Annotated in this window: 12 protein-coding genes; 1 reads left to right on the top strand and 11 read right to left on the bottom strand. The window is 68.2% G+C overall.

Annotated features, from left to right (window positions below; translation table 11 throughout):
• Positions 1 to 55: 55 nt before the first annotated feature.
• The gene (locus tag ACNUDN_RS07970; RefSeq protein WP_419125063.1) at positions 56 to 1,465 is read right to left on the bottom strand and encodes a WS/DGAT/MGAT family O-acyltransferase; all 1,410 of its coding nucleotides are present in this window, start codon (positions 1,463 to 1,465) and stop codon (positions 56 to 58) included.
• A 168-nt stretch (positions 1,466 to 1,633) separates the two neighbouring features.
• Here ACNUDN_RS07970 and ACNUDN_RS07965 point away from each other — a divergent pair, with 168 nt between their 5' ends.
• Positions 1,634 to 2,167, top strand: a complete 534-nt coding sequence (locus tag ACNUDN_RS07965) for an Rv3235 family protein (RefSeq protein WP_419121438.1) — start codon at positions 1,634 to 1,636, stop codon at positions 2,165 to 2,167.
• A 13-nt stretch (positions 2,168 to 2,180) separates the two neighbouring features.
• Here ACNUDN_RS07965 and secA read toward each other — a convergent pair whose 3' ends face one another.
• From secA to ACNUDN_RS07915, 10 genes are all read right to left on the bottom strand, one after another.
• Positions 2,181 to 5,012 (bottom strand): preprotein translocase subunit SecA, encoded by a 2,832-nt coding sequence (gene secA, locus ACNUDN_RS07960; protein ID WP_419121437.1) that lies wholly within the window; start codon positions 5,010 to 5,012, stop codon positions 2,181 to 2,183.
• 169 nt (positions 5,013 to 5,181) lie between these two features.
• The gene (hpf, locus tag ACNUDN_RS07955) at positions 5,182 to 5,841 is read right to left on the bottom strand and encodes a ribosome hibernation-promoting factor, HPF/YfiA family (RefSeq protein WP_419125062.1); all 660 of its coding nucleotides are present in this window, start codon (positions 5,839 to 5,841) and stop codon (positions 5,182 to 5,184) included.
• Positions 5,842 to 6,170: 329 nt separating this feature from the next.
• Positions 6,171 to 6,830 (bottom strand): ComF family protein, encoded by a 660-nt coding sequence (locus tag ACNUDN_RS07950; protein WP_419125061.1) that lies wholly within the window; start codon positions 6,828 to 6,830, stop codon positions 6,171 to 6,173.
• A gap of 341 nt (positions 6,831 to 7,171) precedes the next feature.
• Positions 7,172 to 7,600, bottom strand: a complete 429-nt coding sequence (locus tag ACNUDN_RS07945; RefSeq protein ID WP_419121436.1) for a QcrA and Rieske domain-containing protein — start codon at positions 7,598 to 7,600, stop codon at positions 7,172 to 7,174.
• Positions 7,601 to 7,710: 110 nt separating this feature from the next.
• Complete coding sequence (lpqB, locus tag ACNUDN_RS07940) at positions 7,711 to 9,459, bottom strand: MtrAB system accessory lipoprotein LpqB (RefSeq protein ID WP_419125060.1); 1,749 nt, start codon at positions 9,457 to 9,459, stop codon at positions 7,711 to 7,713.
• 5 nt (positions 9,460 to 9,464) lie between these two features.
• Entirely contained in the window at positions 9,465 to 11,120 is a 1,656-nt protein-coding gene (gene mtrB, locus ACNUDN_RS07935; protein ID WP_419121435.1) for an MtrAB system histidine kinase MtrB, read from the bottom strand.
• A complete protein-coding gene (locus tag ACNUDN_RS07930) occupies positions 11,117 to 11,245 on the bottom strand; it encodes a hypothetical protein (RefSeq protein ID WP_419125350.1) in 129 nt (42 codons plus the stop codon). Before ACNUDN_RS07930 ends, mtrB begins: the two co-directional genes overlap by 4 nt.
• Positions 11,242 to 11,928 (bottom strand): two-component system response regulator MtrA, encoded by a 687-nt coding sequence (mtrA, locus tag ACNUDN_RS07925; protein WP_024448556.1) that lies wholly within the window; start codon positions 11,926 to 11,928, stop codon positions 11,242 to 11,244. Before mtrA ends, ACNUDN_RS07930 begins: the two co-directional genes overlap by 4 nt.
• A 208-nt stretch (positions 11,929 to 12,136) precedes the next feature.
• Entirely contained in the window at positions 12,137 to 12,772 is a 636-nt protein-coding gene (locus tag ACNUDN_RS07920; protein WP_419121434.1) for a hypothetical protein, read from the bottom strand.
• Positions 12,773 to 12,912: 140 nt separating this feature from the next.
• Entirely contained in the window at positions 12,913 to 13,599 is a 687-nt protein-coding gene (locus ACNUDN_RS07915) for a cysteine peptidase family C39 domain-containing protein (RefSeq protein WP_419121433.1), read from the bottom strand.
• Positions 13,600 to 13,689 lie beyond the last annotated feature (90 nt).

Here is a 13,689-nt window from a genome sequence, read left to right as displayed (position 1 = left end):
GCTATTCGACTCCCGTTGGCGTCCGCACGTCAATTCACGGACAGCTACCGACGCGTCATTTCGCCGCCTCCACGAGCTCGTCGAGCGATTCCCGCAGCAGGCTGGGCAGCATATCGACGTCGCTCATCGCATCACGGTCGGCGTTGATGCCGAAGTACAGCATCCCGTTGTAGGACGTCACTCCGATGGCGAGGGTCTGGTTGTGCAGCAGCGGCGGCACCGCGTAGGTCTCCAGCAGTTTGGTGCCGGCGATGTACATCTGGTTCTGGGCTCCCGGGGCATTCGTGATCAGCAGGTTGAACAGCCGCGCCGAGAAACTGGTAGCCACCCGGATGCCCATGGCGTGCAGTGTGGGCGGCGCGAATCCGGACAACGTGATGATGGTCCGGGCGTCGACCAGGCTGGCCGCGGTCGGGTGCGTCTCGGTGGCATGGGAGATCTGCGACAGCCTGACCACCGGGTTCGCCTCACCGACCGGAAGATCGACCAGGAACGGGGCGACCTCGCCGATCGCCTGCCCCGGGCCGGTGGAGTCGATCTCGGCGTCGGGATACACCGACATCGGCGCCATCGCGCGCACCGTGGTCGACGCGGTCACCGGTTCTCCGCGCGAGAGCAGCCAGTTGCGCAGCGCGCCGGCGACCATGGCCAGCACCACATCGTTGACGTCGCAGTCGTAGCGGGCACGCACGATCCTGAACTCGTCGAGGCTGCCCGCGGCCACCGAGAACCGCCGATTCCGCGACACCGTGGTGTTCAGCGGGCTGTTCGGCGCCGCGCCGCGGGCGACGGTGCGGGCCAGGTCGGCGACCCGACGTCCCAGCTCGACGAGTTCACCGGTGTTGGTGACGGCCTCGGTCACCGCCGAGCGCACGGCGGCGGCCTGCGCCGTCGGCCGCATGACCCATTCCCCCAAGGCCCCCACCAGCAGCTGTCGGTCGCTGGGTTCGCGGCCCGGGATCCAGATGTCTTCCCCGAACTCGGGTGGCTTCTGGGTGCGGTCGGCGATGACGTGCCCGATTTCCAGCGCCGACATCCCGTTGACGAGCGCCTGATGGGATTTGGTGTAGATCGCGACCCGGTTCTTGGCCAGCCCTTCGACGAGGTACATCTCCCACAGCGGCCGCGACTTGTCCAGCGGCCGCGATCCGAGTCGGGCCACCAGATCGTGCAGCTGGGCGTCGCTACCCGGCGACGGCAGCGCGGATCGCCGGACGTGGTAGGTGATGTCGAAGTCGCGGTCGTCGACCCAGACCGGACGGGCCAGGCCCAGGGTCACCTCCCGCACTTTCTGCCGGTAGCGCGGTATCTGCGGCAGTCGCTGCTCGACGGTGGCGAGCAGGGTCTCGTAGCTCAGCCCGTGGCGCGGCTTGCGCAGGATCTGCAACGAGCCGACGTACATCGGCGTCGCCGAGTTCTCCAACCGGTAGAAGGAGGCATCGGACGCCGACAACCTGGTCACCATCTGCGGCGCCGCCTCCCTCGCGTACATGTCTCGACGTCGGAACATGTCACGGTAACGGCAATTTGTGAGCGCGCGCATAACGGGTGCTCCGGGGTGCGCGCGGTGCGTGCGATCATGGAGCGGTCTGCAACTCTCCGGCAGATCCACCTCGACCGTTGGAGAGTACGCATGACCGCATCCCGAATCCCGGCCGTCGCGGCACCGCCTGAGCTGTGGAAGATCTCGCCGGTTGTCGACTATGAGCCCGCGGCACTGCCGCTGGGCTCGCGGGCGCAGCGGTGCGCCGCCCCGACCGGCGTCGCATTGCACCGCACACCGCAACATTCACGACCCGCCCACCGGCCGCCGGCATCCGAAACGGCGCCGCCCCGGTCGGCCGTGGTGTTCGCCGAGGCCGTGTTGCGTCAGGTGATCGAGGTGATCGACCGCCGCAGACCCGTCACCCAACTGCGCGCGCTGATGCCCCCGGTGCTGATCGATTGTGTCCTCGCCCGGGCCGCGGCGCCGCGCACCGGAAGCGCGACGCTGCGACGGGTGCGGGTCCGGTCGGTCGACACCGGATCCGGCGCAGCGGCCGACGACGGGGTCACCGCCGCGGAGGTGTTCGCGTCATTCACCCGCAGCGGACGGGTCCACGCCATCGCCGCCCGCATCGTGCGTCACCAGGACAGCTGGCGCGTCGCTGCCCTCGACATCGGGTGATCCCGGCGGGCGGTCAGCGGCGCTTGGCGTGCCGCCCGGCTTTCTGCTGCTGACGGGCAGCCTCGCGGCGCTCCTTGCGGGTGCCTCCGGTCGACGGCGCACCGCCGGACCGCTTGACCTCGACGCCACCGTCCTCGGACGGACCGGTGTAGGTCAGCGGCTGGGATTTGTCGTCGATTCCCTTGGCGCGCAACCCGCCAGATCCTGCCGGCACCACCGGACGCTCCTTGGTGGCCACCGCCCCCGTCTGTTGCTGGGCCTGCTGCGCGGCCGCGGCGGCGAACTCGGCGAGCCCGGCCGGAGCGGCCTGCGCGGCAACCCCCGGCGTCGTTGCCGGCGCACGTTCGACCTGGACGTTGAACAGGAAGCCGACCGACTCCTCTTTCATGCCGTCGAGCATCGCGACGAACATATCGTAGCCCTCACGCGCGTATTCGACCTCGGGCCGCTGCTGGGCCAGACCGCGCAGACCGATGCCCTCGCGCAGGTAGTCCATCTCGTAGAGGTGCTCGCGCCACTTGCGGTCCAGCACGTTGAGCAGCACATTGCGCTCCAGCTGGCGCATCGCGCCTTCACCGGCGATTTCCTCGATCTCGCGCTCACGCTGGGCGTACGCGCGCTCGGCGTCGGTGATCAGCGCCGCCAGCAGCTCGTCGCGGGTCAGCTCGCCGGGCTCGCCCACGGCGTCGGAGTCGATGAGGTCGTGGTGATCGATGCCCACCGGGTAGAGCTGCTTGAGGCCCTCCCACAGCGTCTCGAGATCCCAGTCCTCGGAGTACCCCTCGGCGGTGGCACCGTTGACGTAGGCGGTGATGACGTCGACGAGGATCTTGTGGGCCTGGTCGGCGAGGTTCTCCCCCTCCAGAATGCGGCGACGCTCGGCGTAGACCACCTTGCGCTGCTGGTTCATCACCTCGTCGTACTTCAGAACTTCCTTGCGGATGTCGAAGTTCTGCTGCTCGACCTGGGTTTGGGCGCTCTTGATGGCACGCGAGACCATCTTGGCCTCGATCGGCACGTCATCGGGCAGATTCAGCCGCGTCAGCAGCGTCTCCAGGGTTGCGCCGTTGAAGCGGCGCATCAGCTCGTCGGCCAGCGACAGGTAGAAACGCGACTCGCCCGGGTCGCCCTGACGCCCGGAGCGGCCGCGCAGCTGGTTGTCGATGCGGCGGGACTCGTGCCGCTCGGTGCCCAGCACGTAGAGCCCGCCGGCGGCGATCACGTCCTTGGCCTCGGCGGCGACCTGCTCCTTGATGCCCGGCAGCTCTTCGTGCCAGGCCTGCTCGTACTCGTCGGGGGTCTCGATCGGGTCGAGGCCGCGCTGACGCAGGCGCCGGTCCAACAGGTAGTCGACGTTGCCGCCGAGCACGATGTCGGTACCGCGGCCGGCCATGTTGGTGGCGACCGTGATCGCCCCGAGCCGACCGGCCTCGGCGATGATGCCGGCCTCCTGCTCGTGGAATTTCGCGTTGAGCACGTTGTGCGGGATGCGACGCTTCTCGAACTGGCGCGACAGGAACTCCGAGCGCTCCACACTGGTCGTACCGATCAGGACCGGCTGGCCCTTCTCGTAGCGTTCGGTGACGTCGTCGACGACCGCGATGTACTTGGCCTCTTCGGTCTTGTAGATCAGGTCGGACTGGTCGGCGCGGATCATCGGCCGGTTGGTCGGGATCGGCACCACGCCCAGCTTGTAGATCTCGTGCAGCTCGGCGGCCTCGGTCTCGGCGGTACCGGTCATGCCCGCGAGCTTGTCGTACATGCGGAAGTAGTTCTGCAGCGTGACCTGGGCGACCGTCTGGTTCTCGGCCTTGATCTCGACGTGTTCCTTGGCCTCGATGGCCTGGTGCAGACCCTCGTTGTAGCGCCGGCCCACCAGCATGCGGCCGGTGAACTCGTCGACGATGAAGACTTCGCCGTTGCGGACGATGTAGTGCTTGTCGCGCTCGAAGAGCTCCTTGGCCTTGATGGCGTTGTTCAGGTAGCTGATCAGCGGGGAGTTGGCGGCCTCGTAGAGGTTCTCGATGCCGAGCTGGTCCTCGACGAACTCGACGCCCACTTCGTTGATGCCGACGACGCGTTTCTTGATGTCGACCTCGTAGTGCACATCGGCCTTCATCAGCGGGGCGAGGCGGGCGAACTCGGTGTACCAGTTGGATCCGCCGTCGGCGGGCCCGGAGATGATCAGCGGGGTACGGGCCTCGTCGATCAGGATGGAGTCGACCTCGTCGACGATGGCGAAGTTGTGGCCGCGCTGGACACAGTCTTCGAGGCGCAGCGCCATGTTGTCGCGCAGATAGTCGAAACCGAGTTCCCAGTTGGTGCCGTAGGTGATGTCGGCGGCGTAGGCCGCGCGCCGCTGGTCTGGGGTCAGGGTCCCGAGGATCACGTCGACGTCGAGGCCGAGGAAGCGGTGCACGCGACCCATCTGCTCGGCGTCGCGTTTGGCCAGGTACTCGTTGACCGTGACGATGTGCACACCCTTGCCGGGCAGCGCGTTGAGGTAGGCCGGCAGCACCGAGGTCAGGGTCTTGCCCTCACCGGTCTTCATCTCCGCGACGTTGCCGAAGTGCAGCGCGGCGCCGCCCATGATCTGGACGTCGAAGTGGCGCTGGTTGAGCACCCGCCAGGCCGCCTCGCGGACCACGGCGAAGGCCTCGGGCATGATGTCGTCGAGGTCCTCTTTGCCGCTCTCCAGGCGTCCGCGGAACTCGTCGGTCTTCGCCCGCAATTCAGCGTCGGAGAGCTTCGCGATGTCGTCGGACAGGGTGTTGACATAGTCAGCCACCCCCTTGAGGCGCTTGACCATGCGGCCCTCGCCGATACGGAGCAACTTCGAAAGCACGCTGGCTACCCTTTTTCCTCGCTGGATGCGTTTCGCAAATAGACGGACACCATCGTAGGTGACGCGCCGAAATTGCTGGTCGCGCATCTCCGCGCCGACGTGTTCTGACGACGAAAACCCCCGGGAACCGGCTCCCGGGGGTTTTCGCGGTCTTGTGGATGCAGGATGGTCAGGCGAGCTTGATCAGCCCGTAGTCGAACGCGTGGCGTCGGTAGACGACGCAGGGCCGGTCGCTTTCCTTGTCGTGGAACAGGAAGAAGTCGTGGCCCACGAGTTCCATCTCGTAGAGGGCATCGTCGACCGTCATGGGCGTGGCGGGGTGTTCCTTGACACGCACGACCCGCCCGGGTTCGTGGTCGTCGACGGCCTCGACGCCCTGACCGTCGGTCGCCACCGTCTCCTGCACGGGCGGGGCGAACACCCGCTCCAGGTGGTCGAGCGAACAGGCCTCGTGCAGCGAGGTGGGGGTCTTGTCGCCGTAGTGGATCTTGCGGCGGTCTTTGCTCTTGCGGAGCCTCGCCTCGAGTTTGCTCACCGCGCCTTCGAAGGCGGCGTAGAAGCTGTCGGCGCAGGCTTCACCGCGCACCACGGGTCCGCGACCCTTGGCGGTGATCTCCACGTGCTGACAGTTCTTGCGCTGGCGGCGGTTCTTCTCGTGATCGAGCTCGACGTCGAAGAGGTAGATGGTGCGGTCGAATCGTTCCAGACGAGCCAACTTCTCGGCGACATAGACGCGGAAGTGATCGGGCACCTCGACATTGCGCCCTTTCACCACCACCTCGGCGTTGGGAGTCGCGTCAGTCGACCCTGCCGGATTGGTGGGGTCCATCAAAATCGTGCTGTCGGCGTCCACGGAATAACTTGACATACTTGGCAACTCGATTCTCTCTCGCGATCGCACGCCCCGTGCGTGCCGTACTGAACAGACGTCGCACCGACTGGGCATTCTGGTCGCGCCACTCGCCGGTGCAAGGTGTCGACTACTCACCTCCCATCGCTGGCGCGATACCGGCATCTCGCTTCTGAGTGCCGCCGTGAAATGTTCACGGTTGGTTGGTGCCGACGGTAGTCGCTGTTCACCTGACGTGCCACTGATTCGCCCGACCTGTTCTCAGTTCTTCACGTCCGGTTGATCCGGCAGTAATGGGTCGGCGCGGGTCAGGCGTGCGCCAGCGCCAGCACAGCAACGACCTCGATACCGGCTGTTTGCAGGACGCGGACCGACTCCGCGGCGGTCGCGCCGGTGGTGACGATGTCGTCGACGATGACGACGGGGCCGGTGACGGGGGCGGCCAGCCGTACCCGGCCGGCGACGTTGCGCTGCCGTGCGGCCGGCGAGAGTCCGACAGAGTCGCGGGTGAACGCTGTGAAGCGGAGGACCGGCGCGACGGTCAGCAGAGGTCTACCGGCGCCCGGGTCGGGTGTCGCGGTGGCGGGTGTCGCGGCGGCGCGGGCGATGCGGGTGACGGGGTCGCCGCCGCGGCGGCGGGCCGCCGACCGACGGGTCGGAGCCGGCACAAGCGTCAGCGGTGCGTCGAGCACGCCCCAGGTGAGCAGCTGCACGATCGCGGTGCCCAGCGCAGCGGCGAGGGGTCGCTGCAGGTCGGCTCGACCGTGCTCCTTGAGCGCGACGATGGCCTTGCGCCGCGGACCGGCATACCGGCCGAGGGAGAGCACGGGTACGCCGGGGTCCAGGCGCGGCACGACGAGGTGGGGTTCGTCGGGCCTGACCTTCAGGTCGCGCGCGCATGCCTCACACCATGCGGTGGCCGGAGCGTCGCACCCGCCACACTGCAACGGAAGGACCAGGTCGAGCATGGGTGCGAGTGTGCCTCCGAGGTCCGACAGCCACGCCTCCCGCCACCGCCGCTCCCGCACCGCACCGCCCGCCTCCCGCGCCGCCGCCTCCCGCATCGCCGCACCGCCGCATCGCCAAAGTGCACTCACGGTAGCTCCGAGGGCACGCACGCTACCGCACAAGCACTTTCGCGGAGGACGGCCGGACGAAGACGCCAAAGGTGCGCGAGACCCTCGCGGGAGGGCTCGACGCCGATTGAGCCGCGAGGGTGCAGTCACGGTAGCTCCGACGGCACGCGCGCTACCGCAGGAGCACTTTCGCGGCGACGCGCCCTACCGCAGGAGCACTTTCGCGGCGGCCGCTACTCGGCGACGATCGAATCGCCTTGTACGGTCACGGCGACCGGCTCCAACGGCCGCTGCGCCGGACCGTTGACCACCGCGCCGTCGAGGCTGAACTTGCTGCCGTGACAGGGGCAGTTGATGGTGCCGTCGGAGACGTCGTTGATCAAACACCCGGTGTGGGTGCACACCGCCGAGAACGCCTGGAAGTCACCGGCGACCGGCTGGGTCACCACCACCTGTCCGACGATGACGCCCGACCCGACCGGCACATCGGTCGTCGACGTCAGCGCCTCGCCTTGCGCCGAACCACCGGGCGCTGATGCACCGTCCCCGGAATCCGACGAACCCGAGGACTCCGATCCGCGTGAACACGCGGCAACAGCCACGGCCACAAGTCCCGCCCCCGCGCCGGCCAGCACCGTCTTGCGTGGAACTTCAACCGCCATGTCGAACCTCTTCCCGAAGTAGGAGTTGCTGCCAGAAGGGCTGTCCCGGCAGCAGGTCCAGTGTTCCTCGAAGTGGTTGCCGCAGGATTGTTCTGCACAACTTTCCGTCCTCAGCCGGGCAGCACGGGCAGCGCCCCGGCGAACATCAACGGACGCACCTCGGCCCATCCCGGGTCCTCGGCCCCCGAACCGGACAGCTGCAGCACGCCGCGTCCGTCGGCGACGTAGACGGCTGCGGGATTGGCAACCACCGTTCCGACCGGCATCAGCAGGTTTCGGCTCGGCCCATCGGAGTTGACCCCGTCGAGGTTGACATAGGACACCGGGTTCTGCGGAACGTTGCGGGTGACGACGATATCGTCGCCGGTGCGCCAGGACAGCGATACCGCAGTCTCTCCCAGGCCGTACCCGAGCCGACGCGGATAGGTCAGTGCGTAGTTACCGTCGGTGGTCTGCTCGACACCGGCGAGCACGATCCTTCCCTCGATCACCATCGCCGCGCGGGTGCCGTCGCGCGAGAGCTGCAGTTCGGCGATCGCACCCGGGAATCGGGTCAGCACCGCGCTCGCGTCGACCGGGATGCGGGCCGGCTGTCCTGACGCGTCCTGGATGACGCGCACCACGTTGTTACCGTCGACGACAACCCAGATCGCGTCGTCGAGCGACCAGCTCGGCCGGCTCAGGCTGCGGGCATCCATGGCCTGAGAAGCGTTGCCGCCCAGGGGTCCCACCCACAGCGACGACGCCATGTCGGGCGCGCCGGGGCGCAGCATCACGATCGAGGCCACTTCCTGGCCGGACCGGGACAGTGACGCCGCGGTCTGTCCGGGCATCTGACCGAAGGGGCCCGGCACCCGCGGCGCGCGCTGTCCGTCGAGCCGCACCAGGCTGCCACCCACCAGGGCGTGCAGGCCGGCGGCGGCCCCGTCGACGGCGCCGGGATCGGTCGCCGCGACGGCGGCGGTGTCCCATCCGTCGGCGAACCGGTCGTCGAGGGCGGCACCGTCGGCGTTGATGACGTACGGCCCGTTGATCCCCGACCGCGACAACGTCCAGATCAGTTGCGCGGCAAGCAGTTGCCTGCTGTGCGGATCGGTGGTGGAGAGGTTCTCCAGGTCGATGCGGGCGCCGCCGTACCCGCGCCCGATGCCGGTCTTGCCACCGTCGGCGCGGGTTACCGGTCCACGCAGCCGCAGCGGCGGGCCGAGCAGGTTGCGCACCGTCTTGTCCATCTCCGGGCGCGGCCCGGCGATCAGCTTGCTGACCAGCTCGGTGGCCAACTGGTCCGGCTCGGACACCGCGACGTAGCGGGGGTCGGGCACGACGGTCTTACCTGTCGGGTCGGCGAAGTACAGCGTGTGTCGTTTGTAGGTGGCCTGGAACTGCTGCCAATCCAGGAACACACCGTTGGGCAGTCGGTCGATACGCCACCCGTCCGATGTCTTGACCAGTTCGATCGGGCCCGGGTCCGGCAAGGCGCCGGCGCCTGTCTCGAAGACCCCCATATCGGACAGCGAGCCCAGGATGTCTGCCCGCATCGTGACCAGAACCCGTTCCGGTGACCGGGTTTCGACGAATACGACGTTGTCGATCAGCAGCGCACTGCCGGCGTCGTCCCAGGCATTGGAGGCCGACTCGGTGAGAAACTGGCGCGCGGCGAGGTGGCGGTTGGACGGATCGGCGGTCGCTTTGAGGAATTCGCGCAGCAGGATGTCGGGGTCCATGCCCGGCGTGGGTTTGGGCAGGCTCGGGGGCGGCGGCCGGTCGACGGTGCCGATCGCCTGCGGAGATGACGAGCTGGGCACTCCGGCACAGCCGGTCAGCATGACCATGAACGCGCAAAGCCACAGCGCAGCAATGCGTCTCACACGCTTTCTCCTGCCGGTTCGCGATCGCGCAGGTTTCGGCGGCCCGAGCTGGGTGTGGAGACTTCGATCGGTTTGACCGGCAGCGGGCTGCTGGTGACCTTGTGGCCGCGCACCAGCGGAAGGGTGAGCCGGAAGCAGGCACCCTTACCCGGTTCACCCCAAGCTTCCAGCCGGCCCTGGTGCAGCCGCGCGTCCTCGATGCTGATGGCCAGGCCCAGGCCGGTGCCGCCGGAGCGGCGCACCCGGGACGGATCCGCGCGCCAGAACCTGCTGAACACCAGCTTCTCCTCGCCGGGGCGCAGCCCGACTCCGTAGTCGCGGACGGTGACGGCGACGGTATCGACGTCGGCGGCCATCCTGATCTGCACCGGCTTGTGTTCGGCGTGATCGATGGCGTTGGCGATGAGGTTGCGCAGGATGCGCTCGACACGGCGCGGGTCGACTTCGGCGATCACGTCGTCGGTCGGGAGGTCGACGATCATCTCGACGCCGGCTTGTTCGGCGAGGTGCCCGACGTTGTCCAGGGCGCTCTGCACGATCGAGCGCAGGTCGACGGCCTCGACGGCCAGTTCGGCGACGCCGGCGTCGTGGCGCGAGATCTCCAGCAGGTCGTTGAGCAGCGATTCGAACCGGTCGAGTTCGTTGACCATCAGTTCGGTGGAGCGTCGCAGCGCGGGGTCGAGGTCTTCGGCGTGATCGTGGATCAGGTCGGCTGCCATCCGCACCGTCGTCAGCGGGGTCCGCAGCTCATGGCTGACGTCGGAGGTGAACCTGCGCTGCAGGTTTCCGAACTCTTCGAGCTGGGTGATCTGACGGTGCAGGCTTTCGGCCATGTCGTTGAACGACACGGCGAGTCGCGCCATGTCGTCCTCGCCGCGGACCGGCATGCGCTCGGTCAGGTGGCCCTCGGCGAACCGTTCGGCGATGCGCGACGCCGAGCGCACCGGCAGCACGATCTGCCGGGCTACCAGCAGGGCGATCGCGGCGAGTAGGCCGAGCAGCACTACGCCGCCGGTGGCCATGGTCCCGCGCACCAGGGCGATGGTGGAGTCTTCGTTGTTGAGCGGGAAGATCAGGTAGAGCTCCAGGTTGGTGACCGGCGACGATGTCGGGCTGCCGATGATCAGCGCCGGGCCGGAGAACCCGTCGGCGTGCACGGTGGAGTACTGGTAACTGACCTGTCCGGCTTTGACGAAGTCGCGCAGCGTATCCGGGATCTGGTTGACCGGACCGGCGGCGGTCGCGGCGCGGGGGCCGTCGCCGGGCACCACGAGTACCGCGTCGAAGGTGCCGGCCAGACCGGCGCCGGCCTCTGCCTTGCGGTCGATGAGCGTGTTGCGGGCCAGCTGCAGGCTGCTGTCGAGTGAGCGGGTCTCTTCGCCGCCGACGATGCCGCTGACGGTGGTGCGGGCGCGTTCGATTTCTTCGGTGGCCGCTTCCACCTTGACTTCCAGGATGCGGTCGGTGATCTGGCTGGTCAGCACGAAGCCGAGCACCAGGATGACGGCCAGCGACAGCCCGAGCGTCAGCGTGACAACCCGCAGCTGCAGGGATCGCCGCCAGGCCAGGCTGAGCGCCCGGCCGAGCACGCCGAGTCCGCGGAGGAGTGGGGCCGACCGACGGTGGATGCGCCGGCGGGAACCGAAGATCACCGTGACCGCCCGGACTTCCCGGTGGTCACGGCCACCGCGGGTGGTGAGATCACGGCCACCGCGGGTGGTGAGATCACGGCCACCGCGGGCGGTGAGATCACGGCCACCGCGGGCGGTGAGATCACGGAGGTCCGGCCTTGTATCCCACTCCTCGAACGGTCAGCACCACCTGCGGGTTCTCCGGGTCCTTCTCGACCTTGGCCCGCAGCCGCTGGACATGCACGTTCACCAAACGGGTGTCGGCGGGGTGACGGTAACCCCACACCTGTTCGAGCAGCACATCACGAGTAAACACCTGTCGAGGTTTACGTGCCAGCGCCACCAGCAGGTCGAACTCCAGCGGGGTCAGCGAAATCTGCTCGCCCTGCCGGGTGACCTTGTGGGCCGGGACGTCGATGTCGACGTCGGCGATGGACAGCAGTTCGGCGGGTTCGTCCTCGTTGCGCCGCAGCCGCGCGCGCACACGGGCGACCAGCTCCTTGGGCTTGAACGGCTTCATCACATAGTCGTCGGCGCCGGATTCCAGGCCGAGCACCACGTCGACGGTGTCGGTCTTGGCGGTCAGCATGACGATCGGCACCCCGGAGTCCGCGCGCAGCACCCGGCAGACGTCGATGCCGTTCATGCCGGGCAGCATGAGGTCGAGCAGCACCAGGTCGGGCCGGAGTTCACGCACGGCGGTCAGCGCCTGGGTGCCGTCACCGATGACGGCGGTGTCGAAACCCTCCCCCCGCAGCACGATGGTGAGCATCTCGGCGAGCGAAGGGTCGTCGTCGACTACCAGGATCCTTTGCCTCATGGTGTCCATGGTGTCACCAGATGGCGATAATCGGCTGCTACCACGCGGCGCGTTTTGCGTGTCGACCGGCTTTCCTGCGTGATTTGCCGGCCGGCGCGGGGCTCCACCGCCGAGGCGGTGCGTGCATCGGAGCCGGACGCATGGCCCGGACGATGGCCGGGCTGCGCCGCGGCAGCGATAACGGCCGGGCTACGCCGCGGCAGCGATAACGGCCGGGCTACGCCGCGGCGTCGATGATGTCGCGCTGCTCGGTGATCGAGCGCAGCGTCTCGTAGCCGATCTGGCGGATGCTGGCGACGACGGGGCTGCCGCACAACTGCCTGGACGACTCGCCGCGCACCACCCAGCCCAGCGAGGCACTGCCGGCCAGCGCCCGGTGTGCGGCATCTACTTCGAGATCGCCTTCGGGATCGCCTTCACCGGCCAGCGCGAGCACCAGTTGCTTGCGGGAGTACAACGTGCCACAGGCATCCATGACGACCGGGTTGGTCCACCATTCCTCGAACGGGATCCGGGAGCCGCTGAAGATGTGGTCGCCGCTTCTGGTGCGGATCGGCACCGGCGGGTACATGGCCAGCTTCGGGACGTATTCCTCGGCGCCGTGGTGCCGGCTGCGGATCCTCATCAGGGTCAGCCCGGCGATCGAACACAGCGTTTTCGGGTTGGGCACGCCGGCGGTGTCGACCCAGGTGAGTTGTCCGAGCCCGGCCCGGGTGATCAGCGACGGTGTGGCGGCGCCGTCATGCAGCAGAATTCGGAGTTGCTGGGCCAGTTCCCAGGCCAGCGCGGACGTGCCTTGGTCGAACCGCGCGGCGGTCGCCTTGATCCCCTCTACCTGATCGTCCAATTCCACCAGTACACGAGCTGTAAGCACCGATTGACCCCCCGATCCCCCATGATCGCCTGTGCCGCCGAGGCGACCGCTTGAGGGCAGCGTACGCGCGCGGGCCGCACTTCGCTCGACGTTCGCTGCCCAGCTGTCTCCCACCGCCCTCAGCCCGGCTGATCGGTGATGACCATGTCGTGACCGCTGGTCTGCCAGGCAGCCTCGAACACCGCGAGCGACACCTGCTCATCGGCGCCGTCCTCGGTGCCGCTGTCGTTGAGGTGCACCACCCCGGCGCCGGCGTCCACCCCGGTGACCACCAGATCGTGGTCCCCGATGGTGCGGTCGCCGTCGACGTCCCAGAGTGTTTCGGCGTTGACGCCGGCGATCACCCTGCGTCCGGCGCCCAGGGCGTCCTCAAGGGCACCGATGCCCGTGGGCGCGCCGACGGTGTCGGCGACGTCGTCGTCGGTGTAGATCGAGTCGATGCCGTAGTAGGCCAGCAGGATCGGCAGATCACGGGAGTCGGTGCCATGGCCGGAGTCCAGATCGTCCGGGTCCGCCGGCGGCAGGTAGATCACGCCCGGGTGGTGGGCGCTGGGTGTGGCGCCGGCCAGCGCGACGATCTCGGCCTCGGACGGCTGATATCCGGTGAGTTGCCCCACCACGTCGGCGGTGGCCATCAACGAGCAGTCGTCGAGGGTCTGCTCGACCCAGAAGCCGGTCGCGTACGCGGGGTCGCCGTAGCGGCCGGGCGACGCCGCCGTGGCGGTGCCGCAGGCGAGGCCGACGGTGGCGGCGCCGACGAGTGCGGCGACGGTGACGGAGCGGACGGTGACGGTGAGGTGCTTCATGACCTTCTCCTCGATCGGGCGCTGTTGCGCGGTACCGGAGAAGGATCGCGGTGCGGTCTGGCCGTTTTGTTGGAGGATTCTTGAGGCCAC

The sequence above is a fragment of the Mycobacterium sp. smrl_JER01 genome (assembly GCF_048513595.2).
Classification (GTDB): Bacteria; Actinomycetota; Actinomycetes; order Mycobacteriales; family Mycobacteriaceae; genus Mycobacterium.
This window is presented reverse-complemented; position numbering and strand designations above follow the sequence as displayed.